The sequence below is a fragment of the Caballeronia sp. RCC_10 genome (assembly GCF_041360715.1).
Classification (GTDB): Bacteria; Pseudomonadota; Gammaproteobacteria; order Burkholderiales; family Burkholderiaceae; genus Caballeronia; species Caballeronia grimmiae.
On sequence record NZ_JBFUPT010000003.1, the window covers coordinates 227,786 to 254,122 of the forward strand.

At 64.7% G+C, this 26,337-nt stretch carries 25 protein-coding genes; 17 read left to right on the plus strand and 8 right to left on the minus strand.

Annotated elements, in window-relative coordinates; all coding sequences use genetic code 11:
• Window positions 1–11: 11 nt before the first annotated feature.
• Window positions 12–614 (minus strand): alpha/beta hydrolase, encoded by a 603-nt coding sequence (locus AB6804_RS08690; RefSeq protein ID WP_035967235.1) that lies wholly within the window; start codon window positions 612–614, stop codon window positions 12–14.
• Between the two features lie 149 nt (window positions 615–763).
• Here AB6804_RS08690 and AB6804_RS08695 point away from each other — a divergent pair, with 149 nt between their 5' ends.
• The 6 genes from AB6804_RS08695 to AB6804_RS08720 are packed head-to-tail and all read left to right on the plus strand — an operon-like array spanning window position 764 to window position 5,160.
• Entirely contained in the window at window positions 764–1,246 is a 483-nt protein-coding gene (locus AB6804_RS08695; protein ID WP_370886112.1) for a VOC family protein, read from the plus strand.
• Window positions 1,247–1,251: 5 nt separating this feature from the next.
• Window positions 1,252–2,193, plus strand: coding sequence for a 2-hydroxyacid dehydrogenase (locus tag AB6804_RS08700; protein WP_370886113.1), 942 nt, complete (start codon window positions 1,252–1,254; stop codon window positions 2,191–2,193).
• Window positions 2,194–2,224: 31 nt separating this feature from the next.
• A complete protein-coding gene (locus AB6804_RS08705) occupies window positions 2,225–3,145 on the plus strand; it encodes a hydroxymethylglutaryl-CoA lyase (RefSeq protein ID WP_035967168.1) in 921 nt (306 codons plus the stop codon).
• 13 nt (window positions 3,146–3,158) lie between these two features.
• The gene (locus AB6804_RS08710) at window positions 3,159–3,671 is read left to right on the plus strand and encodes a YbaK/EbsC family protein (protein ID WP_370886114.1); all 513 of its coding nucleotides are present in this window, start codon (window positions 3,159–3,161) and stop codon (window positions 3,669–3,671) included.
• Between the two features lie 35 nt (window positions 3,672–3,706).
• Window positions 3,707–4,252 (plus strand): DUF1289 domain-containing protein, encoded by a 546-nt coding sequence (locus tag AB6804_RS08715; protein WP_370886271.1) that lies wholly within the window; start codon window positions 3,707–3,709, stop codon window positions 4,250–4,252.
• On the plus strand, window positions 4,249–5,160 hold the full coding sequence (locus AB6804_RS08720) for an MBL fold metallo-hydrolase (RefSeq protein ID WP_370886115.1): 912 nt from the start codon (window positions 4,249–4,251) through the stop codon (window positions 5,158–5,160). Before AB6804_RS08715 ends, AB6804_RS08720 begins: the two co-directional genes overlap by 4 nt.
• 173 nt (window positions 5,161–5,333) lie before the next feature.
• Here the strand turns inward: AB6804_RS08720 and AB6804_RS08725 are convergent, their stop codons facing one another.
• A complete protein-coding gene (locus AB6804_RS08725) occupies window positions 5,334–6,230 on the minus strand; it encodes an alpha/beta fold hydrolase (protein WP_370886116.1) in 897 nt (298 codons plus the stop codon).
• A gap of 224 nt (window positions 6,231–6,454) precedes the next feature.
• Here AB6804_RS08725 and AB6804_RS08730 point away from each other — a divergent pair, with 224 nt between their 5' ends.
• On the plus strand, window positions 6,455–7,417 hold the full coding sequence (locus tag AB6804_RS08730; protein ID WP_370886117.1) for an NAD(P)H-dependent flavin oxidoreductase: 963 nt from the start codon (window positions 6,455–6,457) through the stop codon (window positions 7,415–7,417).
• Window positions 7,418–7,486: 69 nt separating this feature from the next.
• Here the strand turns inward: AB6804_RS08730 and AB6804_RS08735 are convergent, their stop codons facing one another.
• A complete protein-coding gene (locus tag AB6804_RS08735; RefSeq protein ID WP_370886118.1) occupies window positions 7,487–8,593 on the minus strand; it encodes a porin in 1,107 nt (368 codons plus the stop codon).
• 508 nt (window positions 8,594–9,101) lie between these two features.
• Window positions 9,102–9,470, minus strand: a complete 369-nt coding sequence (locus tag AB6804_RS08740; RefSeq protein WP_370886119.1) for a hypothetical protein — start codon at window positions 9,468–9,470, stop codon at window positions 9,102–9,104.
• Between the two features lie 305 nt (window positions 9,471–9,775).
• Between AB6804_RS08740 and AB6804_RS08745 the strand changes: the two genes are divergently transcribed.
• From AB6804_RS08745 to AB6804_RS08780, 8 genes are all read left to right on the plus strand, one after another.
• The gene (locus tag AB6804_RS08745; protein ID WP_370886120.1) at window positions 9,776–9,952 is read left to right on the plus strand and encodes a hypothetical protein; all 177 of its coding nucleotides are present in this window, start codon (window positions 9,776–9,778) and stop codon (window positions 9,950–9,952) included.
• Window positions 9,953–9,960: 8 nt separating this feature from the next.
• Window positions 9,961–10,980: a bile acid:sodium symporter family protein gene (locus AB6804_RS08750; RefSeq protein WP_370886121.1), complete on the plus strand. Its 1,020-nt coding sequence runs from the start codon at window positions 9,961–9,963 to the stop codon at window positions 10,978–10,980.
• A gap of 466 nt (window positions 10,981–11,446) precedes the next feature.
• A complete protein-coding gene (locus AB6804_RS08755) occupies window positions 11,447–12,250 on the plus strand; it encodes a PIG-L deacetylase family protein (RefSeq protein WP_370886122.1) in 804 nt (267 codons plus the stop codon).
• 197 nt (window positions 12,251–12,447) lie between these two features.
• The gene (locus AB6804_RS08760) at window positions 12,448–13,467 is read left to right on the plus strand and encodes a LacI family DNA-binding transcriptional regulator (protein ID WP_370886123.1); all 1,020 of its coding nucleotides are present in this window, start codon (window positions 12,448–12,450) and stop codon (window positions 13,465–13,467) included.
• Window positions 13,464–14,726: an AGE family epimerase/isomerase gene (locus tag AB6804_RS08765; RefSeq protein ID WP_370886124.1), complete on the plus strand. Its 1,263-nt coding sequence runs from the start codon at window positions 13,464–13,466 to the stop codon at window positions 14,724–14,726. The genes AB6804_RS08760 and AB6804_RS08765 overlap by 4 nt, the downstream gene beginning before the upstream one ends.
• A 5-nt stretch (window positions 14,727–14,731) precedes the next feature.
• Window positions 14,732–15,646, plus strand: coding sequence for a carbohydrate kinase (locus tag AB6804_RS08770; RefSeq protein WP_370886125.1), 915 nt, complete (start codon window positions 14,732–14,734; stop codon window positions 15,644–15,646).
• Window positions 15,647–15,730: 84 nt separating this feature from the next.
• Window positions 15,731–15,952 (plus strand): hypothetical protein, encoded by a 222-nt coding sequence (locus AB6804_RS08775; protein WP_370886126.1) that lies wholly within the window; start codon window positions 15,731–15,733, stop codon window positions 15,950–15,952.
• Window positions 15,953–15,997: 45 nt separating this feature from the next.
• Window positions 15,998–16,243, plus strand: coding sequence for a hypothetical protein (locus tag AB6804_RS08780; RefSeq protein WP_370886127.1), 246 nt, complete (start codon window positions 15,998–16,000; stop codon window positions 16,241–16,243).
• Here AB6804_RS08780 and AB6804_RS08785 read toward each other — a convergent pair.
• Window positions 16,240–16,875: a glutathione S-transferase family protein gene (locus AB6804_RS08785; RefSeq protein WP_370886128.1), complete on the minus strand. Its 636-nt coding sequence runs from the start codon at window positions 16,873–16,875 to the stop codon at window positions 16,240–16,242. The two genes, AB6804_RS08780 and AB6804_RS08785, sit on opposite strands and share 4 nt — an antisense overlap.
• A gap of 242 nt (window positions 16,876–17,117) precedes the next feature.
• Here AB6804_RS08785 and AB6804_RS08790 point away from each other — a divergent pair, with 242 nt between their 5' ends.
• Window positions 17,118–20,696, plus strand: coding sequence for an indolepyruvate ferredoxin oxidoreductase family protein (locus tag AB6804_RS08790; protein WP_370886129.1), 3,579 nt, complete (start codon window positions 17,118–17,120; stop codon window positions 20,694–20,696).
• Here AB6804_RS08790 and AB6804_RS08795 read toward each other — a convergent pair whose 3' ends face one another.
• Window positions 20,697–22,010 carry an EAL domain-containing protein gene (locus AB6804_RS08795; RefSeq protein ID WP_370886272.1) on the minus strand — a complete coding sequence of 438 codons (1,314 nt, stop codon included), beginning with the start codon at window positions 22,008–22,010 and terminating at the stop codon, window positions 20,697–20,699. It lies immediately after the preceding gene.
• 352 nt (window positions 22,011–22,362) lie between these two features.
• Between AB6804_RS08795 and AB6804_RS08800 the strand changes: the two genes are divergently transcribed.
• Entirely contained in the window at window positions 22,363–24,030 is a 1,668-nt protein-coding gene (locus AB6804_RS08800; protein WP_370886130.1) for a Na+/H+ antiporter, read from the plus strand.
• 45 nt (window positions 24,031–24,075) lie between these two features.
• On the opposite strand, the gene AB6804_RS08805 is transcribed toward AB6804_RS08800, so the two are convergent.
• Both AB6804_RS08805 and AB6804_RS08810 read right to left on the minus strand, forming a co-directional pair.
• Window positions 24,076–25,377: a solute carrier family 23 protein gene (locus tag AB6804_RS08805; protein ID WP_035967198.1), complete on the minus strand. Its 1,302-nt coding sequence runs from the start codon at window positions 25,375–25,377 to the stop codon at window positions 24,076–24,078.
• A gap of 373 nt (window positions 25,378–25,750) precedes the next feature.
• Complete coding sequence (locus AB6804_RS08810; RefSeq protein WP_370886131.1) at window positions 25,751–26,293, minus strand: response regulator transcription factor; 543 nt, start codon at window positions 26,291–26,293, stop codon at window positions 25,751–25,753.
• Window positions 26,294–26,337 lie beyond the last annotated feature (44 nt).

Sequence of the window (26,337 nt, forward strand, 5' to 3'; positions counted from 1 at the left end):
GGCGGCGCACGTCATCCATACGCGTGTTCGCGCAGGAACAGGTCTTCCGCGCCAAACTCCGCAGGCGGCGCCCAGTGCGCGAGCGTATCGACGAGATACTTCGCGTGCGGCCACGGCCCATAGCCCGCCGACGTGTTGATATGCCCGGCATCGCCCAGATTGACGAACGCGCTGCCCAACTGACGGGCGAGATCGCGTGCGTCGTCGAGCGGCATCCACGGATCGGTTTCGCTGCCGACGAGGATCGACGGCACCGCAAGCCGCATCGGCTCGAAGCGCCCGGCGAGGCGAAACTTCGCCGGACTCGCGGGCGCGACGAACAGCACGCCGACGACCTTTGTCCCCAGGCTTCCACGCAACAGCGCATGCGCCGTCGCGAGACAGCCGAAGCTGTGCGCCGCCAGCACGACGGGGCGGCGCATTTCATCGAGCCGCGCTTCGACCGCGCTCGCCCACGTGTCGAGATGCGGCGCGTCCCAATCCGCCTGCTCGACGCGCGCCGCCTCCACGTACTGCCGCTCCAGCCAGCTCTGCCAGTGCGCGCCCTCGCTGCCATGCAGCCCCGGCACGGTGACGAGCATCGGCCGCCTGAAGGGTTCGTCGATCGTGTTCATGCGTGTTCCGCCCGCAGCGTTCTGTCCATGCGCCATTGTCCCGTGATGCATCGCATGCGCGAACGATTCAATCGTCATTTCCATATGCGCGATGCGAACGCCGCCTGTATCCGCACGTAGAATGTCCCAAAACATCACACGGAGGCCGTATGTCCGATCTGCCCGACGAATCCGCCGACCGCTTCGAGCACGCGGATCATTCGCGAACACAGCGCACGCTGCAACCGTTCCATCTCGCCTTTCCCGTCACGAGCCTCGATAACGCGCGCGCGTTCTATGGCGAACTGCTCGGCTGCCCGGAAGGCCGCAGCTCGCCCGACTGGGTCGACTTCGATTTCTTCGGTCATCAACTGGTCGCGCATCTTTCGCCGGACGAGGCGCGGCCAGCCGCCCGGAACGCCGTCGATGGCGACGACGTTCCCGTGCGCCATTTCGGCGTCGTGCTCTCGATGAGCGACTGGCACGCGCTCGCCGAGCGTCTGAAGGGCGTCGGGACGAAGTTCATCATCGAGCCGCATGTCCGCTTCAAGGGCCAACCCGGCGAGCAGGCGACCATGTTTTTCCTCGACCCGTGCGGCAACGCGCTGGAGTTCAAGGCATTCAACGACATCGGCCAGCTCTTCGCCAAATGAGCCGCATGAAAATCATCTTCTACGAACAGAACACCGACATCGAAGCATGGCTGCGCGGCTTCGCCCGCGAGTTGCCGGACGCCGACCTTCGCGCATGGGAACCGGGCGATACCGCGCCCGCCGATTACGCGATCGTCTGGCGCGCGCCGCGCGAGTTGTTCGCGAACCGGCCGGATCTCAAGGCCGTGTTCAACCTCGGCGCGGGCGTCGACGCGATCCTCGATGTCGAGCGCAAGGAACCCGGCACGCTGCCGCCCAACGCGATGCTCGTGCGTCTCGAAGACACGGGAATGGCGCAACAGATGGTCGAATACGCGACCTATGCGGTGCTGCGCTACATGCGCCGCTTCGACGAGTACGAAGCGCTGCAACGCGAAGGCCGCTGGGAAAAGCTCACGCAACACGCGCGCAAGGATTTCACGGTCGGCGTGCTGGGCCTCGGCGTGCTCGGCGCGGAAGTGGCGCAGGGTCTTCGGCGGCTCGGCGTGCCCGTGCGAGGCTATAGCCGCACGCCGAAGGACATCGAAGGCGTCTCGGTATACGCGGGCCGCGATCAGCTCGACGCGTTTCTCGACGGCACGCGCGTCATCATCAATCTGCTGCCGCATACGCCGGACACCGAAGGCATCCTGAACGCGCGCGCGTTCGGCAAGCTGGCGCGCGGCGCCTATCTGGTGAACGTGGCGCGCGGTCCGCATCTCGTCGATGCCGATCTCATCGATGCACTCGACAGCGGCCAGCTCGCCGGCGCGATGCTCGATGTGTTCCATGTCGAACCGCTGCCGAAGGAGCATCCGTTCTGGCGGCATCCGCGCATCGGCGTGACGCCGCACATAGCGGCGGAAACGCTGCGCGAAGAGAGCATCGTGCAGATTGCCGCGAAGATTCGAGCACTCGCACGCGGCGAGACGATAAGCGGCGTGGTGGATTACAAGCGCGGCTATTGAGCGCGAGCCAGAACATTCGAAGGAGACAAGCATGATCCCATCCAGAGTAAAGATCGTCGAAGTCGGGCCGCGCGATGGCCTGCAAAACGAAAAGACGTTCGTGCCCACGGAAACGAAAATCGAGCTGGTGAACCGCCTCGCGCGCGCGGGCATCGTCAACGTGGAGTCGACCTCGTTCGTATCGCCGAAATGGGTGCCGCAAATGGCCGACGCCGCCGCGCTTCTCGCCGGCATCGAGCGCAGGCCGGGCACGATCTACTCCGTGCTCACGCCGAACATGCGCGGCTTCGAAGGCGCGCTCGAAGCGAAGGCCGACGAGATCGTGATCTTCGGCGCGGCCAGCGAAGCGTTCTCGCAGAAGAACATCAATTGCAGCATCGCCGAAAGCATCGCGCGGTTCGAGCCGGTCGCCAAAGCGGCGAAAGACGCGGGCATGCGCCTGCGCGCCAGCATTTCGTGCGCGCTCGGCTGCCCATATCAGGGTGAAGTGAGCGTCGAATCCGTGGTCGATGTCGTCGAGCGCATGAAGGCGCTCGGCTGCGATGAAATCGACATCGCCGATACCATCGGCGTCGCCACGCCCACGCGCACGCGCGAAGTGATCGCGGCGGCGTCGAAGGTGTTTCCGCGCGAACGGCTCTCCGGGCACTTTCACGATACCTACGGCCAGGCCATCGGCAACATCTATGCGGCGCTGCTGGAAGGCATCGAGATTTTTCATGCGTCGGTCGCGGGGCTCGGCGGCTGTCCGTATGCAAAAGGCGCGACCGGCAATGTCGCGACCGAGGACGTCGTGTATCTGATGAACGGACTCGGGATCGAAACCGGCGTGAATCTGGACGAACTCGTGGACATCGGCGACTTCATTTCGCGAGCGATCGGCAAGCCGAGCGCATCGCGTGCGGGCAAGGCGCTGCTCGCGAAGAAGGGCGGCGTGGAAGCATGTGCATGAAAGGACAACAACGATGATCGAACCGACAGAACTCGACGCCCTGCCCGATTCCGCGCGCCGCGTGGCGCTGCTGCTGAAAGAACGCGGCCATCCGCATCCGGTCGTGATGCTGCCGGAGACCGGGAAGACATCGGCGGAAGCGGCGGCCGGCCTCGGCTGCGCCATCGCGCAGATCGCCAAGTCCATTCTCTTCCGACGCCGCGAGGACGACGCGCCCCTGCTGGTGATCGCGAGCGGCGCGAATCGCGTGGACGAGAAGAAGGTCGCCGCGCGCGTGGGCGCACTGGCTCGCGCGGACGCGAAGTTCGTGCGCGAGAAAACGGGCTATGCGATCGGCGGCGTTTGCCCGATCGGTCACGCGGTCGAGCCGGTCACGCTGATCGACGAAGACCTTCTCGCGCTCGACAGTCTGTGGGCTGCGGCCGGCCATCCGCATGCGGTGTTCAATCTGTCGCCGCGCGAACTGGTCGAACTGACGGGCGCGCCGGTCGTCGATGTCGCATTGCGCGAGACGGCGTCGTCATGAACGGCGTGGCGTCGCCTTGCGTCGATGTCTGCCGCATGAACGCGGAGACCGGCTTTTGCGATGGCTGCTTTCGCACCCTCGACGAAATCGCCGCGTGGTCAGCGTATGACGACGACGCAAAGCGCGCCGTGCTCGATCGCGTCGAAAGCCGCCGGCAGGGCGCGCGTGTCGTGATGATCGGCGAATCGTTCGAAGCGACGCTTTCGCTGCCGCCCGACTCGATCCGCCATTTCGCGACGCTCGTCGACGATCGCAATCCGCTGCATCACGACGAAGCCTACGCGCGGGCGAGTCGCTTCGGCACGCTGATCGCATCGGGCACGCAGCCGACCGCGCATCTGATGGCGATGATCGCCACGCATTTCTCCCGATACGCGCAGCCGCTGGGGCTGGAATTCGGCATCAGGCTGACGCGCGCGGTGAAAGCGAACGATGTCATCACGATGCGCTGGCAGGTCATCGAAGCGCAGTGGAAAGCGAGCTTGCGCGGCGATCTCGTGAAGCTCGCGGGCGGTGCGATGAATCAGGCGGGCGACACGGTAATGAAGGCGACGGCGACCATCGTCGTGATGCCGGCATGAAGACGCTGCCCGACTCGATGACCGTTTTCGAGCGCGGCTGGCTCTCGTCGAACAACGTGCTGTTCACGAGCGACGACAACACCGCGCTCGTCGATACCGGCTACGGCTCGCACGCGCCGCAAACGCTCGCGCTGGTGCAACGTAAGCTGGGCGCGCGCAAGCTCGACCTGATCGTGAACACGCATCTGCATTCGGACCACTGCGGCGGCAACGCGCTGCTTCAGGCGGCCTACGGCTGCGGCACGCTGATCCCATCGGGCGAAGCCGAAGCGGTTCGCGACTGGAACCGCGACGCGCTGACTTTCGACGCGACGGGGCAGAACTGCGAGCGCTTTGGCTTCACAGGCGTCATCGAAAACGGCGCGACGCTCGTGCTCGGCGGCCTGCCGTGGTCCGTGCTCGGCGCGCCCGGCCACGACCCGCATTCGCTGATGCTCTACTGCGCCGACGCGCGCGTGCTCATCAGCGCCGACGCATTGTGGGAAAACGGCTTCGGCGTGATCTTTCCGGAACTGGAAGGCGAAAGCGGCTTTGCGGAAGAACGCGCGGTGCTCGGTCTGATCGCGCGGCTCGATATCGATATCGTGATTCCCGGCCACGGCGCGCCGTTCAGCGATGTCGCGCGTGCGCTCGATGTCGCGTCGTCGCGGCTCGACTACCTGCAGGCCGATCCCGCGCGCAACGCAAAGAACGCGCTGAAGGTGCTGATCGTCTTCAAGCTGATGGAAGTGCGCGCGATGAGCTTCGACGCGCTTCTCGCGATGACGTCGAACGCCCGCGCCATGCGCGCCGCCGCGGATGCGCTCGCCGCGCCCAGCGAGCGGCGCGCGTTGATCGAGAAAGTCGTCGGGGAACTGGCGAAGGCGGGCGCGGTGACGGTCAGCGCCGGTGTCGTATCCGCGAGTTGAAGCACAAAAAAAGAAAGCCGCTTGTCAGCTACGGCAAGCGGCGAACATAGACGTGATCAACGTCGAGACCATGCTAACCCGACGCTATTACGCGTGCATCGGTGCTTTCCCTACAGAAGTTTAACGGTCAGCTAAAGACCGGATGACTGCCCGTCTTCTTTACCGGTTTCACCTCACGACGCGTCCGCTTTGAAGAACGCGAGCATCTCGTCGATCAGCATGTTGGGCTGTTCCTCGGGGATGTAATGGCCGCACGGCAACGCCTGGCCGCTCACATCGCGGGCGACGCGCCTCCATTCTTCCAGCGCGTCGAAGCATCGCTCGATCACGCCTTCCTTGCCCCACAAGACGCGCAGCGGACACGCGACCCTCGCGCCGCGTTCGAGGTCGGCGCGATCGTGCTCCAGGTCGATGCTCGCCGACGCACGATAGTCCTCGCACATCGCGTAGATGGCGCCGGGCTGCGCCAGGGCATCGCGATACGCCTGCAACGCATGCGGCGCGAACGGGGCGAGGCCGGCGTGACGATTGCCCATCACGCGATCGATATACGCGTTCGGATTGCCGCCGATCAGCAATTCCGGCAGCGGCGACGGCTGGATCAGCAAGAACCAGTGAAAGTAGGCGGTTGCGAATTCACGGTCGGTCGCTTCGTACATGGCGAGCGTCGGCGCGATGTCGAGCAGCATCAGGCGATCGACGGCATCGGGAAAGTCCATCGCCATGCGATGCGCGACTCTTGCGCCGCGATCGTGCGCGCAGACGAGGAATCGCTCGAAGCCGAAGTGACGCATCACCGCGATCTGATCGGCGGCCATTGCGCGCTTCGAATACGGCGTGTGATGCTCGTCGCTCTCAGGCTTGCCCGATGCGCCATAACCGCGCAGATCCGTTGCGATGACGGTGAAGTGGCGCGCGAGAACATCGGCGCACTTGTGCCAGATCTCGTGCGTTTGCGGGTGGCCGTGCAGCAGCAGAAGCGGCGGGCCGTCGCCGCCCTTCACGCCGGCAATGGCGACGCCCGCATCGGCGCCTTCGATCCGGAACGGCTCGTAATCGGCGAATGACATGGTGTGTTCTTGTTGTGAGGTTCGACTCATTGTAGGCGTGGCGTCAGAACTGCTTCACGTCGATGGCCGCCTTTGCCCCGAAACCGAAGAAGTCCTCGGAATTTGCGGATCGCTCGGAGACGCGTCGTGCCTATAATCGAACGATCGTTCTCAGACGGCGTCCCGGTGCATGCTTATAAGCGCCGCTTCGAGGGCCGCAAGAACATCAATCTGGAGACTCGCGCATGGCACTTCCAGCCGTCCTGCAAAACCTCGCGTTGCCGGTCATCGGCTCGCCGATGTTCATCGTCAGTTATCCCGAACTCGTGCTCGCGCAATGCAAGGCGGGCATCGTCGGATCGTTTCCCGCGTTGAATGCGCGGCCGGCCGAATTGCTCGACGAATGGCTCACGCAGATTCAGGCGTCGCTCGCGGAATACCGGGCGGCGAATCCCGATGCCGTCATCGGGCCGGTAGCGGTAAATCAGATCGTGCATCAGTCGAACGCGCGGCTCGAACACGACATGCGCGTGTGCGTCGAGCATAAGGTGCCGATCTTCATCACGAGCCTGCGTGCGCCCGTCAAGGAGATGATCGACGCGGTGCATTCCTACGGCGGCATCGTGCTGCACGACGTCATCAATCTGCGTCACGCGCAAAAGGCGCTGGAAGCCGGCGTCGATGGACTGATTCTCGTCGCGGCGGGCGCGGGCGGGCACGCGGGCACGACTTCGCCGTTTGCGCTCGTCGGCGAAGTGCGGCGCATGTTCGACGGGCCGATCGTGCTGTCGGGTTCCATCGCCAATGGCGGATCGATTCTCGCGGCTCAGGCGATGGGCGCGGACCTCGCCTACATGGGCACGCGCTTCATCGCGACCCGCGAGGCGCACGCACTCGAAAGCTACAAGCAGGCGATCGTCGATTCGAACGCGTCCGATATCGTCTATACGAACCTGTTCACGGGCGTGCACGGCAATTACATCCGCCAGAGCATCGTGAATGCGGGGCTGGACCCGGACGCGCTCCCTGAATCCGATAAAACCGCGATGAACTTCGGCGACGGTTCGAGCAAGGCAAAAGCGTGGAAGGACATCTGGGGCGCGGGCCAGGGCGTCGGCCTGATGAACGACGTGCCGAGCGTGGCCGAACTGGTCGCGCGGCTCAGGCGCGAATACGACGACACGAAAGCGCGCCTCGCGATTCGCTGACGCGTTCGTCGTCCGGACAAAAAAACACCGCGTACTCGACGCGGTGTTTTCGTTTGTGCCCGGCGTGCTTCAGAACTTCGCGCGGACGCCGACGCCGAAGGTATCGCCCGACGAGATGCCCGAGTATTTGTCGTTCAGGTAGGCCGCATAGACATCGGTGCGCTTCGAGAGCGGATAGTCGTAACCGACGGCCCAGCTCTTGTGCGTCTGGTCGAGGCCGCCGTTGCTGCGCGAGTACGCGTACGACGCCATCACCGTGCCCGGGCCGACCGGCACCGTCACACCGCCCTGCCCCGTGTTGACGTGGAACGAAGTCGGCTCGATGTCGTTCTTCGTGTACATGTACTGGGCGAAGAACTTGACGTACTTCATGTCGTACGACGCGCCCAGTTGCGCGACGCTCTGGCTCTTGAAGCCCGGCGTGACGAACGCATTCGACGTGGGCAGGTCGCCCGGCGTCGCATTGAAGTTGACGTACTGGTACACGCCGGTCGCCGCAAACGGGCCGTGGAAGTACAGGAACTGTGCGCTCCCCTTCTTCGAGCGGCCATCGCCCGCGTTGTTGCCGAACGCGTACATCGCGCTGCCCGACAGGCCGTTGAAGTCCGGCGTCGTGTACTGGACGGCGTTATTCCAGCCGGAGTCGCCCGTCACGCCCTGATCCGTCGTGTAGGTCGGAAACGTGCCCTGGCCGAGGAACACGTGCGACACCATCGGCGAGAAGACGTACGAGTCGACGAACGGGTTGAAGAGAATCGTCGAGACGAAGAGCTGCGTAGTCAGGCGGCCCGCGGTGAACGTGCCGATCGGACCTTGAATGCCGACGTACGAGTTGCGGGCGAAGAACGTGTCGCCGTCGAAGCGGCCATAACGGCCGTTCTGCGCGCGGAAGAAGCTCTCGAGGGTGAAGATCGCCTTGTAGCCGCCGCCCAGGTCTTCCGCACCCTTCATGCCCCAGTACGACGTCGACATGCCGCCGCCGCTCACGTTCCAGGCGCGGTCGCTGCCGGGAAATTTCGTTGCGCCGACCCATTCGTCGACCTGGCCGTAGAGCGATACGCTCGATTGCGCGTGAGCGGCGCCTGCCGCGAAAAAGCCGATCATCGCTGCGACGACGGTCGCCTTGACCGTTGCTTTTACCGTTTTCTGCGTCGCACGGTTGACGGTTGGCTTCATGAACTCTCCTGTCTTTGTCAAAAATTAAAAGCGTGGCGAGCGAGGGACGTTAATCGCCATCGTCTGACCGGCGTGATGGGCTTCTGAGCGAGGGCGTCGCGTGGGGAGCGGCACCATCTTTACGGACCATTTATCCGGTCAAAAATGTTTCTGGTTATCGCGGGTATAGCGGTTTCGTTACTCCGTGGCGCATCTGTCGATGACGCCGCCTGCTCTCATTCACAGTCACGCGTTACAGCGACGTGTTTTGCCGCACCGGAGCATTGAACCGGCGGGCCTGAGAACGCGATGAAAGGAGTTTGGAAACTACTGGATGCACGCAATCAGCCGAAGGCCGCATTGTCCGTGCGCGCAAAAAGGAGGGGAATGTCTGGGAGGAATTGTGACGCGTCACTGTGGCGAGATTACGTCACCGTGACACGCGTGCTGGACGCGCCAATTATTTTTAGATAACTGCGCTTGAGCCGTGATCGACGCATGGCGGCCATCGCCGCCTATGCCGCCGCGATCAGTTACGGAAGTTGGAAGTGGCCGGCGCACGGCCATCGTCGGATGGGCGGCCCTGTGAGCGCGGCACGCTGCGCTCCTGGTTGTAGCGCGTGATGTCCGCGCGTATCGACCCTGCGGCACGGAACGGCGCGGCCTGCTCGGCTTGAGGAACCGGGCGCACTTCGGCGCTGACCGGCGTGAGCCCGTCCTTCGCGGACACCGGCATGTAGCGAAGCGACTGACGGTTGGCGGGCGAATCCGCATAGGTCGCCGGCGACACCCACTCGCCGCGCGGACCGGCGAGCGCGAACGAACCCGCAACCGCCAGCGCAGCGAGCGCGGAGGAAGCCAGAAGCCGAGTGGTTTTGCGAATGCCAGTGAGCGCCATGTCGAAACTGCCTGCATCCAACACGAGTCTTCGACCGCGCATCGGCTAAAAAGCACAATCCGATTACGCGGGACGCCGGCCGCCGTTGGAGCACGCGAGACACGCATCGAGCGATGCACGGTCTCGTCGACCGGAGTATCAACAATTTATTTCGCCCGGCCGTGGCCGTCGAGCCAAAAAGTGTTATGCCGTCTCGATGGTTGTAACACCATGTTACGTCAGAGTTTTTTCACTTCGCCGTACTGAACGCTTTAGCGCTTTCTTAGGACGATACGACGGCACACCCGCGCATCCCGACGGCCCAAATGTTGCTGGCCACCGTTCGCGCTGAAACTACGTCCAAGCGGCCTATGCAAAAACAGAATCAATCGATCGATGAAATGAATTTGCCAATTCAATCGACTGCGGGCCAAAATCATGGTTTTCCCGGACGCGATGCGGGTTACGGCTGCATGCGCCGCCCGGCGATCGCCCGAGTGTGAGATTTCTGATGGCACGGCCAAAATATCTTCCCGACAATTTCACGCTGGCGCTGATCGGCACCGTCACGATCGCAAGCCTGCTGCCGTGCCGCGGCAGCGCCGCCGTCGCGTTCAACTGGATCACGAACGTCGCCATCGGGCTGCTGTTCTTCCTGCATGGCGCGAAGCTCTCGCGTGAAGCCATCGTCGCCGGCGCGATGCATTGGCGGCTTCACCTGATCGTGCTGCTCAGCACCTTCGTCATGTTCCCGCTGCTCGGTCTTGCGCTGCGGCCCGTGCTAAGTCCGCTCGTCACGCCCGCGCTGTATGGCGGCATCCTGTTCCTGTGCACCTTGCCGTCGACGGTGCAGTCGTCGATCGCTTTCACGTCGATGGCCAAGGGCAACGTCCCTGCCGCCGTGTGCAGCGCATCGGCGTCGAGCCTCCTTGGGATTTTCATCACGCCCGCGCTGGTCGGTCTGCTAGTGACCGATCACGGCGGGGCGACCGGCTCCCCGTGGCACACCGTCGGCAATATTGTGCTGCAACTGCTGGTGCCGTTCGTTGCCGGTCAATTGCTGCGCCCGGCCATCGGAAAATGGGTGGACCGCAACAAGGCCATGCTCAAGTTCGTCGATCAGGGATCGATTCTGCTCGTCGTCTATGTGGCGTTCAGCGAAGCGGTCAACGAAGGCATCTGGCATTCGATCCCGTTGTCGGCGCTGGGCGGTCTCGTCGTGGTGAACATCGTGCTGCTCGCGGTGGCGCTGCTTATCACCGCGTTCGCCGCGAAGCGCCTGGGGTTCAGCCGCGCCGATCAGATCACCATCATCTTCTGCGGCTCGAAAAAGAGCCTTGCGTCCGGCATTCCGATGGCGAAAGTCATCTTCGCCACGCACGCGGTCGGCGCCGTGGTCCTGCCGCTGATGCTGTTCCATCAGATTCAGTTGATGGTCTGCGCGGTGCTCGCGCAACGCTGGGGTTCGCGTAAGACGATGGTCGAACCGGGGCGCAACAGCAAGCAAGTCGGCGCACCCGCGCGCCGCTGAACCAGGCAGCATTTCCCTTTCCTCCGCTCCAACGAGGCCGCCGTGTGCGGCCTTTTCTCATTTGAGCGCTTCGGCATCGCGCCGTCGATTCGGCCAAATGGCATAGGCAAAAAAACCTGCTCATCGGCAGCGTTCCGCGCGATCGCCTGACGCCGTCCGACGCTTTGGCTTATGTCTTCCGGCCGAATGTCGCTCGGGAACAACCCTTGCCACACTTGACTTCATCCACGCGGACGACCGCGCTCAATCGAACATAGCTCTGGAGGATGCCTCGCATCATGCCGATTGCCTCGTCGACCGAACATCGCGCGACATCATTCGCGCGGCGCGCTTTTGCCTGCGATCGCCCCGACCGGCGTCATCCCGGCAGGAACGCGGGCGATCGATCGTACTCGACGCTCATTGCGGCATCCCGCCTGGATCTGCCCGCCGCCGCGCGATCCGCCACCGCAGTCGGGAGCGTGCCATGCCACGCGTAACGACACGCGATTCGATCACGCGCCGCGCGGACGGCAGCGCGGCGGAGCGCGTCCTGTCCGGCAGCGGCACGCCCGAAGCGACGTGGCAAGGCTGGCCGCGTCTTGCCGCGCTGCCCGAAGTCGCGCCTGCGGAACTGGTGCCTTCCGGAGGACGAGCCGTGGTCATCGCACCGCATCCGGACTACGAAGTGCTCGGTATCGGCGGACTGCTCGCACTGCTGTCGAAACTCAGCCGAAGCGTGCTGATCGTCGCGGTCACGGACGGCACCGCGAGTCATCCGCATTCCACTCAATGGTCGCCTGAAAGGCTCGCCGCCGCGCGTCCACTTGAAACCCGCGAGGCGCTGCAGCGGCTCAAGCTGCAGCAGGTTCAGGTCGCGCGGCTCGGCCTGCAAGACGGCGCCGCGGAACAGATCGAGCCGGGCTTGCTAGGCGGTCTCTCGAAGTGCCTTCAGTCCGATGACATCGTGTTCGCGCCCTGGCGCTGCGACGGCCATCCCGACCACGAAGCGGTAGGGCGCGCGGCCTGTCTCGCGGCGGATGCGCTCGGGCTGCCGTTCGTCGAAGTGCCGTTGTGCGCTTGGCACTGGGCGTCGCCCGACGACGCGCGCGTGCCGTGGAGCCGCGCCCGCCGTATCGTGCTGGACGATGCGACGCACGCCCGCAAGCTGCTGGCGGTGCAGGCGTTCAGGAGCCAGCTGGAACCCGACGCGACGGCGGGGCGCGCGCCGGTACTCGAAGCACATACATTGGCGCGCCTGACGCGACCGTTTGAAGTCGTGCTTATCTAGACCACACGCCGCTGTTTCCCCGGTTTTACTAAACAATACAAATTCTTTCAAAGCCATTTAGGACGTGGGTTTACTGGTTTTCTCTAGTCCACGGATAGCGCGTTTTCGCGATCTTTTACTATACAATCCGGCGAATCGAGCGAATCCTTTGCGTGCGATAAACAGCGCGCTTCGGCTCCAGGACAGAGAACACCACGATGGCCACTACCATCCGCGACGTCGCCCGCGCGGCAAGCGTTTCGATCGGGACGGTTTCACGCGCGCTCAAAAATCAGCCGGGCTTGTCGGAGGCCACGCGCGTGCGCGTCGTCGAAGTGGCGCAGCGGCTCGGTTACGACTCCGCGCAACTGCGCACCCGCATTCGGCGCGTCATGTTTCTGCTGCATCGTCAGCACAATAATTTCGCGGTCAGCCCGTTCTTCTCGCAAGTGCTGCACGGCTTCGAGGAGGCGTGCCGCGAGCGTCGCCTCGTGCCGTCCGTCCTTACGGCCGGGCCGACGCAGGATCTCGGGCAGCAAATGCGGCTGCACGCGCCCGACGCCATCGCGGTGGCGGGCTTCGTCGAGCCTGAACTGCTCGCGCATTTGCAGACGCTTGCGCGGCCCATCGTGCTGATTGACCTGCACGCGCCTGGCTTCCGCTCGGTGAACATCGACAACGCGAAAGGCGCGTCGATGGCGATGGCGCATCTCTTCGCGACGGGCCGCAGGCGCATCGCGTTCATCGGCGGATCGCTCGCCCATCACAGCATCGCGCAGCGGGCGCTCGGCTATCGGAAGGCGTATTTCGATGCCGGCCTGCTATTCGACCCGACGCTCGAAATCAACGCGCAAGCCGGCTTGCCCGCCGATCTCGCCGCCGCCGACGCGATGGAGCGCCTCCTCGCCGACGCGCGCGCGCGATCAAATCCGTTGCCCGACGCCGTTTTCGCCTATAACGATGCAGCGGCCCTCGCCGCGATGCGCGTCTGTCTCGCGCACGGTCTGCGCGTGCCGGAGGACATCGCGTTCGTCGGTTTCGACGACATTCCCGCCGCCGCGCACAGCACGCCGCCGCTCTCGACGGTCGCCGTCGACAAGGAAGCGCTCGGGCGACGGGGCGTGGAGTTGCTGCTCGAAGATCATCCGAACCCGCTGGCCCAGACCGATTCGCTGATGAGCGTCGAATTCATCGCTCGCGCCAGTTCGCGCCAGAAAGAGGACATCCGCACGCCATGAACCTGACCGCCTCCCCCGCCATCGCCGCTGCAAGCGAGCCGGCAGCCGATCAGCGCATCGACTTCCGCAGCCGCGACTTCCTGCTTTCGCACGTGCGCGACACGCTCGCGTTCTACGCGCCCGTCGCCCGCGATCCGTCCGGCGGCTTCTTCCACTTCTTCAAGGACGACGGCACGGTCTACGACCGCACGACGCGCCACCTCGTCAGCAGCACGCGCTTCGTCTTCAACTACGCGATGGCGTACCGGCATTTCGGCGACGCCGGTTATCTGGACGACGCGCGCCACGCCTTGCGCTTCCTGCGCGACGCGCACTGGGACGCCGAACACGAAGGCTACGACTGGGAGATCGAGTGGCGCGAAGGCCAGAAGCGCACGCTCGACGGCACACGCCATTGCTACGGCCTGGCCTTCGTGCTGCTCGCGTGCGCGCATGCCGCGATGGCCGGCATCGAAGAAGCCAGGCCGATGATCGACGAGACTTTCGCGCTGATGGAGCACCGCTTCTGGGACGCCGGCGCGGGCCTCTACGCGGACGAAGCCACGCCCGACTGGCGGCTCTCGGACTATCGCGGCCAGAACGCGAACATGCACGCGACCGAAGCGCTGCTCGCCGCTTTCGAAGCGACCGGTCACGTGCTGTATCTGGATCGCGCGGAGAAGATCGCGGGCAACATCACGCTGCGGCAGGCGCGGCTGTCGAACGGGCTGGTGTGGGAGCACTTTCATCGCGACTGGACCGTGGACTGGCATTACAACGAATCGGACAGTTCGAACATCTTTCGTCCGTGGGGTTTTCAGCCGGGGCACCAGACCGAGTGGGCGAAGCTGCTGCTGATTCTCGAGCGGCATCGCGCGCTGCCGTGGCTCGCGCCGCGCGCCATCGAACTGTTCGATGGCGGCTTTTCGCGTGCGTGGGACGACCGTCACGGCGGCCTCTACTACGGCTTCGGCCCCGACGACAGCATCTGCGATCACGACAAGTACTTCTGGGTGCAGGCCGAAAGTTTCGCGGCTGCCGCGCTGCTCGGCGCGCGCACCGGCAGCGAACGCTTCTGGGACTGTTACGACGAACTGTGGCGCTATAGCTGGGCGCACTTCGTCGATCACCGGTACGGCGCGTGGTATCGCATCCTCACGTGCGACAACCGCAAGTACAGCGACGAGAAAAGTCCAGCCGGCAAGACCGACTACCACACGATGGGCGCGTGCTACGAAGTGCTGAACGCGCTCGGCTCCCCGAAGAACAACGCACGGTGACAACGATGGCGACCGATCAAACCACTTTCCCGCAATTCGTCTCCGCCGGCGACATCCTCACGGACATGATCCGCACCGGCGAATCGAGCTGGCTGTCGCGTCCGGGCGGCGCGGGCTGGAACGTTGCGCGCGCGGTCGCGCGGCTCGGCCTGCCGACCGCCTGCGCCGGATCGCTGGGCGTCGATAACTTCTCCGACGATCTGTGGCAAGCGAGCGCCGCCGCCGGGCTCGACATGCGCTTCATGCAGCGCGTGGAACGGCCGCCGCTCCTCGCCATCGTCCACAAGACGCAGCCGCCGACCTATTACTTCATGGGCGAGAACGGCGCGGACCTCGCCTTCGATCCTTCGAAGCTGCCGCAAGGCTGGATGGAGCGCGTGAAGTGGGCGCATTTCGGCTGCATCAGCCTGGTGCGCCAGCCGCTCGGCCGCACGCTCGCGAGGCTCGCCGCGCAACTGCGCGAGCACGGCGTGAAGATCAGTTTCGATCCGAACTACCGCAACCTGATGGAGCACGGCTACGAGCCGATCCTGCGCGAGATGGCGGCGCTGGCCGATCTCATCAAGGTATCCGACGAAGATTTGCACATGCTTTTTCGCGGTCTGTCCGAAGACGACGCGCTCGCCCGCATCCGCGCGATGAATCCGCAGGCGACCGTGCTCGTCACGCGCGGCTCGTCGGAAGCGACGCTCTACGCGGGCGATCAAAGCTACAGCGCCCGGCCGCCCGCCGTGGAAGTTGCCGACACGGTCGGCGCGGGCGACGCGTCCATCGGCGGTCTGCTTTACAGCTTGATGTCGCGCCACGGCGGCTGGCCGGATCACCTGAAGTTCGCGCTGGCCGCAGGCGCGGCGGCGTGCCGTCACTCGGGCGCGCATTCGCCGACGCTTCCGGAAGTCGAGGAACTGCTGCAACGCTAGCGCAACGCGGCCGTCATACGCTTCGCATAACTGCGTGCTAGCATGAATTCGATAGTGACGTTCCGGCCTCAAGGCGAATCGATCATGGAAGACACCACGTACACGAAAGGCATCTACACGGCGACGATCGGCGTGCGCGCCATCGATGGCGGCAAGTTCCAGGGCCTCGTTTCGCTCACCCGCGACGACGGCGAAGCGGCCGACGCGACGCTCTACGAAGTCGAAGCCGCATCGGAGAACGAACACGAGGCGCTCGACGAAGCGCGGGCGCTGGCGCATCGCATCCTCGGGGAAATCGAACTGTAGAACTGCACGGTCAGTGCTGCAGGCGGAAGGCATCGGAGGGGCATCATGGCGGAGCAGGTCTTCCTTTACGGCGTCTATTCGATTCACGTGAGACCCATCGAGCTACAGGGCCCGAAATGGGACGCCGAGTACGAGATTCGCCATCTGGACCACGCCGTGAAGGCGTGGACGACCGTCGGCGGCGACGATGGCCTCTTCAATCCCGCCGATGCCGTCAAGCTGGCGCACGAGCGCGCAGTCGCCGACATCGAAGCCGGCGCGGGCATCCCGAAGCCGCGTGCGTTTCCCTAATCCGCCGCTTTCACGTGCGGCTTGAGGCCTAGCCGCTCCGCCTCCAGCCGATCGATTTTTGCGGCGCGCTCGTAGCCGTCGCGGGCGATCGCCCGTTCGACGTAATCGAAGAGCACGCCCTGCGGCTCGATGATCCGCGCGAGAAAGCCGATTTGCAGCGTGCTCGCGAGAAGCAGGTCCGCCGCCGTGAACTGCTCGCCGAGCAGCCATTCCCCTTCTTCGAGCGCGCTTTCGATCGCATGCTCGACGCGCGCCAGATCGCCCCATCCGAAGCTCACCGTATTGCCCTGTGCGCCGGTCATGCGCTCGGCCATGGCGGGTTCGAGACATGAGCCGGTGAAGAACATCCATTGCAGAAAACGGCCGCGCGCCGGATCGGCGAGCGGCACGCCTAGCTGCGATTGCGGATAACGGTCCGCGAGATACAGCAGCACCGCGCCGGATTCCGCCACGCGCACGGCGCCGTCTTCGAGCGCGGGCAGCTTCGCCATCGGGTTGACGCGGCAGAACGCGCTGTCGTTCTGCGCGCCCGCGCGGATATTCACGCGCACGAGTTCATACGGCACGCGCATTTCTTCGAGCATCCACAGCGCGCGAAAGGCGCGGGTCTTCGGCCAGTAGAAGAGCTTCATCGCCGTCCTTTTCCGTCATCGGTCGAGCCAATCAGGTTAGTCCCAAACGGTGCGGCCACGCATACGAACCGGCTCCGGGTTTACGCGAAGCGCCGCCGTTTCGAGAAGAATTTTCTCGCTTATCCCGAAAATCATCTCGTTACGTTTCCATGCGTGCGAGATTGAAGCGAGTGCGCAAAAACATTTCGATATCGTCGGCCAAGAATGGCGTATCGCCTCTATCCCAAAAAAGAGACACGCCCATGAACGCACGCGTCCCCGCCGATGCTCTCTCCACCCCGCACGTTCCCGCGCTTTCCGACTACCAGCTGAGCAACAACCTGAGCGCCACGAGCGGGCGCATCTTTCTGACGGGAACGCAGGCGCTCGTGCGCCTCGTGCTGATGCAGCGCGCCCTCGACCGGGCCGCGAATCTCAACACGGCGGGCTTCGTCAGCGGCTATCGCGGCTCGCCGCTCGGCATGGTCGATCAGCAATTGTGGAAAGCGAAGAAACTGCTCGCGTCGCATGACGTGCGCTTCCTTCCCGCGATCAACGAGGAACTCGGCGGCACCGCCGTGCTCGGCACGCAGCGCGTGGAAAGCGATCCGGAACGCACGGTCGATGGCGTCTTCGCGATGTGGTACGGCAAGGGGCCGGGCGTCGACCGCGCCGGCGATGCGCTGAAGCACGGCAACGCCTACGGCTCGTCGCCGCATGGCGGCGTGCTCGTCGTCGCGGGCGATGACCACGGCTGCGTGTCGTCGTCGATGCCGCATCAGAGCGATCAGGCGATGATCGCGTGGCACATGCCGGTGGTGAATCCGTCGAACATCGCGGACATGCTTGAATTCGGGCTTTACGGCTGGGCGCTGTCGCGCTTCTCCGGCGCGTGGGTCGGCTTCAAGGCGATTTCGGAGACGGTCGAATCCGGCTCGACGGTCGATCTCGACGCAGTACAGACCGTCTGGAAAGCGCCGGACGATTTCGCCGCGCCCGCCGGCGGCCTGCACAACCGCTGGCCCGACTTGCCGAGCCTGACGATCGAAGCGCGGCTGCACGCCAAGCTCGACGCGGTGCGCCATTTCGCGCGAACGAACAGCATCGACAAATGGATCGCGCCGAGTCCGCAGGCGAACGTCGGCATCGTGACGTGCGGCAAGGCGCATCTGGATCTGATGGAAGCGCTGCGCCGCCTCGAACTCACCGTCGATGATCTCGAGGCCGCCGGCGTGCGCATCTACAAGGTCGGGCTGTCGTTTCCGCTCGAAACGACGCGGCTCGACGCGTTCGTCGACGGGCTTTCGGAAGTGCTCGTGATCGAAGAGAAAGGCCCGGTCATCGAGCAGCAGATCAAGGATCACCTCTACAACCGCGCGTCGGGCGCGCGGCCTGCCGTCATCGGCAAGGCGACGCAGGACGGCGCGCCGCTGCTTTCCGCGCTCGGCGAGTTGCGGCCGTCGCGCGTGCTGCCCGTGTTCGCGCAATGGCTCGCGCGCCACAAGCCCGCGCTCGATCGCCGCGAAAAAGTGGTCGATCTCGTCGCGCCGCAAATCCTCTCCAATATCGCCGATGCCGTGAAGCGCACGCCCTATTTCTGCTCGGGCTGCCCGCACAACACGTCGACGAAAGTGCCGGAAGGGTCGGTCGCGCAGGCGGGCATCGGCTGTCACTTCATGGCGTCGTGGATGGAGCGCGACACCACCGGCCTCATTCAGATGGGCGGCGAAGGCGTCGACTGGGCGTCGCACGCGATGTTCACGAAGACCCCGCACGTCTTCCAGAACCTCGGCGACGGCACCTATTTCCATTCGGGCATTCTCGCGATCCGTCAGGCCGTGGCCGCAAAAGCGAACATCACGTACAAGATTCTCTATAACGATGCCGTCGCGATGACGGGCGGCCAGCCGGTCGACGGCAGCATCTCCGTGCCGCAGATCGCGCGGCAAGTGGAAGCGGAAGGCATTGCGCTGCTCGTCGTGGTCAGCGACGAACCCGAGAAGTACGACGGTCATCACGATCAGTTTCCGAACGGCACGACGTTCCATCACCGCAGCGAACTGGATGCCGTCCAGCGCCGTCTGCGCGACACGCCCGGCGTGACCGTGCTCATCTACGATCAAACCTGCGCCGCCGAAAAGCGCCGCCGCCGCAAGAAAGGCGAGTTCCCCGATCCGGACAAGCGGCTGTTTATCAACGAAGCCGTCTGCGAAGGCTGCGGCGATTGCGGCGTGCAATCGAACTGTCTTTCCGTCGAACCGGTGGAAACGGAACTGGGCAGAAAGCGGCGCATCGATCAGTCGTCCTGCAACAAGGACTATTCCTGCGTGAACGGCTTTTGCCCGAGCTTCGTCACGCTCGAAGGCGCCAGGCTGAAGAAGGCCGAAGGCCACGCGTTCGATCCCGCCGAACTGGCTCGCCGCGTCGATGCGCTGCCGATGCCGCGCGCCCATCTCGATCACGCGCCCTACGACATTCTGGTGACGGGCGTCGGCGGCACGGGCGTCGTGACAGTCGGCGCGCTGATCAGCATGGCGGCGCATCTGGAGGGCAAGAGCGCGTCCGTGCTCGATTTCATGGGCTTCGCGCAGAAAGGCGGATCGGTGCTGTCGTTCGTGCGCTTCGCCGCGACCGATGCGCTGCTGAATCAGGTTCGCATCGACACGCAGCAGGCCGACCTGCTGCTCGCCTGCGATATGGTCGTCGGCGCGAGCCCCGAAGCGTTGCAGACGGTGCGGCACGATCGCACGAAGATCGTCGTGAACACGCACGCGATCCCGAACGCGACCTTCGTGCAGAACCCCGACGCGAATCTCCACGCCGACGCGCTCATCGACAAGATGCGCCACGCCGCAGGACCGAACGCCGCCGACGCGCTGCGCACCTGCGATGCGCAATCGCTCGCGGCGCGCTTTCTCGGCGATACCATCGGCGCGAACATTCTGATGCTCGGCTTCGCGTGGCAACTCGGGCTCGTGCCGGTGTCGCACGGCGCGTTGATGCGCGCGCTGGAGTTGAACAACGTCGCGGTATCGGCGAACAAGCTGGCGTTCGCGATCGGCCGGCTCGCAGCAGTGGACATGAGCGCGCTCGATTCGCTGGCGGCATCCGCGCAGCCGAAGCGCGTCGCGATGGACCGGATGCCGCTCGCGGACCTCATCCGCGATCGCGAGGAACGGCTGCTGGCGTATGGCGGTGCGAAATACGTGAAGCGGTATCGTTCGTTGGTCGACAAGGCATCCGCGAATGCAGACGTGCAGCCCGCCGTCGCGATCACGTTCTACAAGCTGCTCGCGGTGAAGGACGAGTACGAAGTCGCGCGCCTGCACGCGGACCCGGCGTTCCGCGCCGCGCTCGCTGCGCAATTCGAAGGCACGGCCGGCGACGACTACACGGTGAAGTTCAACCTCGCGCCGCCGGTTCTGGCACGGGGCGGCGTGCCGAAGAAGAAGACCTTCGGCCAGTGGATGTGGCCCGTGTTCGGCGGATTGTCGAAGGTGCGGGCGCTGCGCGGCACGGCGCTCGATCCGTTCGGCAAGACGCTGGAACGCCGCATGGAACGGCAGTTGGCGAACGACTACGAAATCACGATGCAACGCGCGCTCGCGACACTCGACGCCCACGACGCGAAAGACGTGCAGGCACTTGCTGCGCTGTTCGAGCGCGTGCGCGGCTACGGTCACGTGAAGCTCGCGAATCTCGCGATGGTCAAGCGCAGCGAGCGCGATATCGTCGCGCGCCTCGGCATCGAAGCGGCGACGGGCGATGCGGTGCGCGCCGCCATCGACACGATGAAGGGCGCATCGTCGCTGAAGGGGATTCCCGTCGTCGTCGCGAAGTGATCAGTCGTCCTCGGGCAGCCAGTCGATGTCGCCGCACAGGACGCAGCGCTTGCCGCCCGAGCGCGTTTCGACGGAAAGCGTGACGCACGGCATCGCTTCGTTGATCGACAAATAAGGCTTCGTCACGTGTACGCGCTCGGGATCGCCGAGCGCCGCGCGAAAGTAAGGACGACGCAGCCAGTTCGCGCCCTGCGCATCGACGAGCGGCAGAAAGCGCGCCTCGTGGGCCGCGCGATCCGCGCGCAACACGACGTTGCGGCCCGACTGCCGGCCGTTTTGATCGAGCAGGAAGCAGCGTGCGGCGTTATCGAGCGCCAGAAAATTCCAGCAGACTTCATCGAGTGGCTCGCCTGCTGCAAGCCGCTCCGCCGCCCGTTCGAATGCCCGGACGTAGGGCTGAAGCCGCGTCGCGTCGCGCCGCTCGCGCGCTTCGGTTTGCAGGCGATACCGCTCGGTGAGATCGCTGATGATGGTCTGCGCGTGCGCGCCATCCGTGAGACCGGGATGCGGCCGCGCGAAGAAGAAGCCCTGAACGAAGTCCGCGCCGCTCGCGAGCGCAAGCTGCGCTTCGTGCTCGGTTTCGACGCCTTCGATCAGCACGAGCTTGCCCGCTTCGTGCAGCAGCGAGACGATGCCCGACAGCACCGCCTCCATGTTGCGCCGCTGCTTGACCGTGCGTTTGGAAAGCGGCGCGTGGACGTTGTGTCCGGCGTGCGAGAGCATCACGCGATCGAGCTTGACGATATCCGGATCGAGCTGCCAGATGCGTTCGATGTTCGTATGACCCGCGCCGAAATCATCGAGTGCGATGAGAAAGCCGTGATCGCGGAACTGCTGCACCGCCTGCGCGAGACGCTCGATATCCTCGGCGCTCTGCTCCAGCACTTCGAGCACGACGCGCCGCGGCTCGATATGCAGGCGCTTCAGGTTCGCGAGCAGCGCGGCCGCGTGATAGGGCTCGGTCAGCGCGCCGGGATGCACGTTGAGGAAGAGCCATTCGGTTTCCGCGCCGAGCATCTTGAAGTTCTCGAGATGCAGCGCCTGCGCGAGCCGGTCGATCTGCAGCGCTTCGCCGACGCGCGCCGCCTGTCCGAAAACATCGACGGGCGATACCGGTCGATCCAGCGCATCGTGCGCGCGCAGCAGCCCTTCATAGCCGACCGCGCGCATGTGCGACAGGCTCAAGACCGGCTGGAACACGCTCGACAGTGTCCACTCGCCGTGCTCGACGGAATAGCGGTCGAGTCCCGACATCACGCCCAGCTCGAAGCTGCGCGGGGAGATCGTCGTCTTTTCGGGATTGGCGATCACCATGTCGATGCCCCTGCCATAACCCGCGCAACCGCGATCCATCGCACTGGCCCCGCGCCAGTCCCGCTCGATGTGTCTTTCATGAACAGCCCTCGGTAATGAAGCCCGGAGTCTTGGGTAGCCCGGAGTCTTGGGGTCTGTCGATAAAGCAATGTCCATGCGCGCGACGCCATCGTATTTGTCGGCGTTTTTCGCTTCCTGTGCACCTTCAGCAGGCGAATCCCGCACTTCGACGCACCGCACCGGTGCGCCTCGCAAAATGCCGTCGCCGGCGCGAACGGCTACACTTTTGCGTCACCCTGTCCTTAGAAAGGAAACCGGACGCCGCGCGCGTCCGGCATTTCCCATTGCCTGCATGGAAATCGTCTTTACCGTCCTCATCCTGCTGATGATCGTCGCGCTGTCGGGCGTCGGCCTGTCGCTGCTGCCCGTCAAGCTGCCGCTTCCGCTGATTCAGATCGCCATCGGCGCGATGCTCGCGTGGCCCGGCTTCGGGCTGCATGTCACGTTCGATCCCGAGCTGTTCATGCTGCTGTTCATTCCGCCGCTGCTGTTCGCGGACGGCTGGCGCATTCCGAAGCGTGAGCTGTACATGCAGCGCCGCGCGATCCTGATGCTCGCGCTCGGACTCGTGTTCATCACCGTGGGCGCGCTCGGCTATTTTCTCCACTGGATGATTCCGGAGATGCCGCTGCCCGTCGCGTTCGCGCTCGCGGCCGTGCTCTCGCCAACCGATGCGGTTGCGCTGACGGGCATCGCCGGGCGCAATCGCATTCCGGCGAACCTGATGCATATCCTCGAAGGCGAAGCATTGATGAACGACGCATCCGGTCTCGTCGCGCTGAAGTTCGCCATCGCCGCCGCGCTCACCGGCATGTTCTCGCTGCGCGAGGCGGCGGTGAGCTTCGTGATGATCGCGGCGGGCGGACTCGTGATCGGCGCGGCGATCAGCTATGCCGTCACCGAAATCCCGGCGCGCATCCTCAAGTTCTCCGACGACGACGACCCCGCCGCCGGCGTCATCCTCACCGTGCTGATCCCGTTCGCCGCCTATGTGATCGCCGAGCGCGCGGGCTGCTCGGGGATTCTCGCGGCGGTATCGGCGGGCATGATGATGAACATCCAGAGTCTGCGCGCCAGCATTCCGAGCGCGGTGCGCGTGCGCATGACGAGCACGTGGACGATGATCGAGTTCGTCTTCAACGGCATGGTGTTCCTGCTGCTCGGGCTGCAGTTGCCGCACATCATCGGACAGGCGCTGGTCGAGGCGCATCACGACGGCAACGCACGCGTGGGCCTGCTGATCGGCTACGTGCTCGCGACCGTCATCGCGCTCTATGCGCTGCGCTTCCTGTGGGTGTATTGCCTGCGCTGGTTCGCGAGCCGCAGCGCGGCGAAGTCGGGACTCGAAAGCGCCGCGCCCGGCATCCGCACGCTTGGGATGACGACCATCGGCGGCGTGCGCGGCGCGGTGACGCTCGCGGGCGTGCTGTCCCTGCCCGTCACGCTCGATAACGGCGCACCGCTCGCCGGGCGCGATCTTGCGATTTTCATCGCGTCGTCGGTGATTCTGGTGTCGTTGCTGGTGGCGGTCGTCGGCTTGCCGGTCATGCTGCGCGGGACGAAGCGAGAGCGCAATCCGCACGCCGCCGAGGAACGCATGGCGCGCCTGCGCGCGGCGCAAGCGGCGATCCGCGCCATCGACAATACGCACGACGTGCTCATCGAAGAGATGGACGAAGCGGCGTCCGCCCGTTGCGCCGATACGACCGCACGCGTGATGAGCATATACCGGCGCCGGCTGGCATCGCTCGGCGACGACGAAGCGCCGCGCGCGGCGGCGAAACGAAGCGAAATGGTGGAAACGCGGCTGAAGATGGCGGCGCTGCGGGCCGAGCGCGCGGAGCTGCTGCGTTTGCGCTCGGAACAGACGATCAACGACGAAACGCTGAACAAGCTGATGCGGGAGCTCGACTTGTCGGAGACGGCGATCGTGAACCGCAAGCGCGGAATGGCGGGGTGATTCGCCGGAAGCCCGAGCGGTTCGGGCTTCCTTGTCGTCATCGGCTCAAACGACGCCCGAGCCGCGACGGCGCAGCAGCGCGTAGAAGATGATCGCGCCGAACGTCGCCGTCCCGATGCCGCCGAGCGCGAAGCCGCCCAGCTTGAGCGTGAAGTCGCCCGCGCCGAGCACGAGCGTGACAGCCGCGACGATCAGATTGCGGTTATCCGAGAAGTCCACCTTGTTGACGACCCAGATGCGCGCGCCCGTCACCGCGATCAGACCGAACACGACGATCGACACGCCGCCGAGCACCGGCCCCGGGATGGTCTGAATGACCGCGCCGAACTTCGGCGAGAAGCCGAGCACGATGGCGAACAGCGCCGCGATCACGAAAACGAGCGTCGAATAGATCTTCGTGACCGCCATCACGCCGATGTTCTCCGCGTAAGTCGTCACGCCCGTGCCGCCCGCGAAGCCCGACACGATGGTCGCGAGGCCATCGCCGATGAAGGCGCGGCCGATGTACTTGTCGAGGCTGCGTCCGGTCATCGCGCCGACGGCCTTGATGTGGCCCAGATTCTCCGCAACCAGAATGATCGCGATGGGCGCGAGCAGGGTCATCGCTTGCGCATCGAAAACCGGCGCCGTGAAATGCGGCAGGCCGAACCAGGCGGCGTTGGAAACGATCGAGAAGTCGATCGGCTTGCCCATGCCCATGCCGTTCGTCAGCACCGCATAGACGATGTACGCGATCGCGAGGCCGATCAGGATGAGCAGCCGCTGCGCCATGCCCCGCGCGAACACCGCGACGCCGCCCACGCACAGCACGGTGACGAGCGCCATCCAGGAATCGAAGTTGCTGCCGCTCACGCCCTTGACCGCGATCGGCGCGAGATTCAGTCCGATCACGCAGACGATCGATCCGGTGACGACCGGCGGCATCAGCGTTTCGATCCATTTCGTGCCGACCGCCGCAACGATCAGCCCGATGATCGCGTAAGCCACGCCGCACGCGATGATCCCGCCGAGCGCGACCGCGATGTTCATGTTCGGCCCGTGTCCGCCGTAGCCGGTAATCGCGATCACCAGACCGATGAACGCAAAGCTCGAACCGAGATAACTCGGCACGCGCCCGCCGACGAGCACGAAAAACAGCAGCGTGCCGATGCCCGACATGAAAATGCACAGATTCGGATCGAAGCCCATGAGCAGCGGCGCGAGAACGGTCGAGCCGAACATCGCGACGACGTGCTGCACGCCCATCGCGATCATTTGCGGCCAGGGCAGCCGTTCGTCGGGCGCGACGACGCGGCCGCCTTGCGCATCCGGCTGGACCGGCCAGCGCGGGAAATATGAATCGGACATGGCAACGCTCCTTCTCGGCGATCTTGGACAGGCGCGAGTGTACGGAGTGGGTCGGGCAGTGGCAAGCGAAGCGAAATTACGCGTCGCTTACGGGACGATGCGAGATTTTGAGGTGGGTTCGGCGGGGAGCGCGTGCTCTCGTTTCCAGCCAATGCGCCATCTAGCTGACTGGAAGCAAGCAGTTAGGAACCTTCTTAGTTTTAGGAAAAGTCGTATGTAACGGTTCGAGCGCGCCGCGTATGCTGACCGTGTGCGTATCCCCGTGTATATGCACGAAGTCGTTGCAACTCTCCGATTACCGCCCTCGTTCCCCGGCTTGGGCGGTTTTTTTTGCGCCGAGCTTTTCTCGCGCGGCGCGCGTCGGCAAAGGCGCTTACTGACGCACTGGCTTCTTGGCCAGCTTGCGCTGCAACGTCCGCCGATGCATGTTGAGCGCGCGCGCCGTCGCCGAAATATTGCCGTTGTTCTCCGCGAGCGCGCGCTGAATGTGCTCCCATTCCAGCCGCGCGACCGACAGCAGCGTCGGATTCTCGATCGCTTCCTCGGCCGTCAGCTCGCTCGCTTCTTCATGCAGCGCCGCCAGAATCGATTCGACGTTCGCCGGCTTCGCGAGGTAATTGTCCGCGCCGTCCTTCACCGCCTGAACCGCTGTCGCAATGCTCGCATATCCCGTCAGCACGAGAATGCGGGCGTCCGGTTGCAAATCGCGCAGCGGCGCGACGAGCCGCAAGCCGGAATCGTTGCCGAGATGAAGATCGACGGTGATCTGCCCGAACTTGTGCTGATTGGCGAGCTTCACCGCTTCGTCGGCGTTGTGCGCCTGATGCGGGGTGTAGCCGCGCCGTGTCAGACCGCGCGCCAGGATGCCCGCGAAAACCTCGTCGTCGTCGATGATCAGGAAGTTGGTGTCGCTCATTTTGGTTTCTCCTTGTTGACCGCAACCGGCGCTTCAGCGCTTGT

Excerpts from the sequence above, each read along its gene's own strand:
- AB6804_RS08785 (WP_370886128.1), bottom strand. The coding sequence starts at position 16,875 with ATGAAGCTCTTCTACTGGCCGAAGACCCGCGCCTTTCGCGCGCTGTGG.
- AB6804_RS08710 (WP_370886114.1), top strand. The coding sequence starts at position 3,159 with ATGATCGAACCGACAGAACTCGACGCCCTGCCCGATTCCGCGCGCCGC.
- AB6804_RS08740 (WP_370886119.1), bottom strand. The coding sequence starts at position 9,470 with ATGGCGCTCACTGGCATTCGCAAAACCACTCGGCTTCTGGCTTCCTCC.
- AB6804_RS08730 (WP_370886117.1), top strand. The coding sequence starts at position 6,455 with ATGGCACTTCCAGCCGTCCTGCAAAACCTCGCGTTGCCGGTCATCGGC.
- AB6804_RS08700 (WP_370886113.1), top strand. The coding sequence starts at position 1,252 with ATGAAAATCATCTTCTACGAACAGAACACCGACATCGAAGCATGGCTG.
- AB6804_RS08760 (WP_370886123.1), top strand. The coding sequence starts at position 12,448 with ATGGCCACTACCATCCGCGACGTCGCCCGCGCGGCAAGCGTTTCGATC.
- AB6804_RS08690 (WP_035967235.1), bottom strand. The coding sequence starts at position 614 with ATGAACACGATCGACGAACCCTTCAGGCGGCCGATGCTCGTCACCGTG.
- AB6804_RS08765 (WP_370886124.1), top strand. The coding sequence starts at position 13,464 with ATGAACCTGACCGCCTCCCCCGCCATCGCCGCTGCAAGCGAGCCGGCA.
- AB6804_RS08720 (WP_370886115.1), top strand. The coding sequence starts at position 4,249 with ATGAAGACGCTGCCCGACTCGATGACCGTTTTCGAGCGCGGCTGGCTC.
- AB6804_RS08790 (WP_370886129.1), top strand. The coding sequence starts at position 17,118 with ATGAACGCACGCGTCCCCGCCGATGCTCTCTCCACCCCGCACGTTCCC.
- AB6804_RS08695 (WP_370886112.1), top strand. The coding sequence starts at position 764 with ATGTCCGATCTGCCCGACGAATCCGCCGACCGCTTCGAGCACGCGGAT.
- AB6804_RS08725 (WP_370886116.1), bottom strand. The coding sequence starts at position 6,230 with ATGTCATTCGCCGATTACGAGCCGTTCCGGATCGAAGGCGCCGATGCG.
- AB6804_RS08810 (WP_370886131.1), bottom strand. The coding sequence starts at position 26,293 with ATGAGCGACACCAACTTCCTGATCATCGACGACGACGAGGTTTTCGCG.
- AB6804_RS08705 (WP_035967168.1), top strand. The coding sequence starts at position 2,225 with ATGATCCCATCCAGAGTAAAGATCGTCGAAGTCGGGCCGCGCGATGGC.
- AB6804_RS08715 (WP_370886271.1), top strand. The coding sequence starts at position 3,707 with ATGAACGCGGAGACCGGCTTTTGCGATGGCTGCTTTCGCACCCTCGAC.
- AB6804_RS08750 (WP_370886121.1), top strand. The coding sequence starts at position 9,961 with ATGGCACGGCCAAAATATCTTCCCGACAATTTCACGCTGGCGCTGATC.
- AB6804_RS08770 (WP_370886125.1), top strand. The coding sequence starts at position 14,732 with ATGGCGACCGATCAAACCACTTTCCCGCAATTCGTCTCCGCCGGCGAC.
- AB6804_RS08745 (WP_370886120.1), top strand. The coding sequence starts at position 9,776 with ATGTTGCTGGCCACCGTTCGCGCTGAAACTACGTCCAAGCGGCCTATG.
- AB6804_RS08780 (WP_370886127.1), top strand. The coding sequence starts at position 15,998 with ATGGCGGAGCAGGTCTTCCTTTACGGCGTCTATTCGATTCACGTGAGA.
- AB6804_RS08800 (WP_370886130.1), top strand. The coding sequence starts at position 22,363 with ATGGAAATCGTCTTTACCGTCCTCATCCTGCTGATGATCGTCGCGCTG.
- AB6804_RS08805 (WP_035967198.1), bottom strand. The coding sequence starts at position 25,377 with ATGTCCGATTCATATTTCCCGCGCTGGCCGGTCCAGCCGGATGCGCAA.
- AB6804_RS08735 (WP_370886118.1), bottom strand. The coding sequence starts at position 8,593 with ATGAAGCCAACCGTCAACCGTGCGACGCAGAAAACGGTAAAAGCAACG.
- AB6804_RS08795 (WP_370886272.1), bottom strand. The coding sequence starts at position 22,010 with ATGGTGATCGCCAATCCCGAAAAGACGACGATCTCCCCGCGCAGCTTC.
- AB6804_RS08775 (WP_370886126.1), top strand. The coding sequence starts at position 15,731 with ATGGAAGACACCACGTACACGAAAGGCATCTACACGGCGACGATCGGC.
- AB6804_RS08755 (WP_370886122.1), top strand. The coding sequence starts at position 11,447 with ATGCCACGCGTAACGACACGCGATTCGATCACGCGCCGCGCGGACGGC.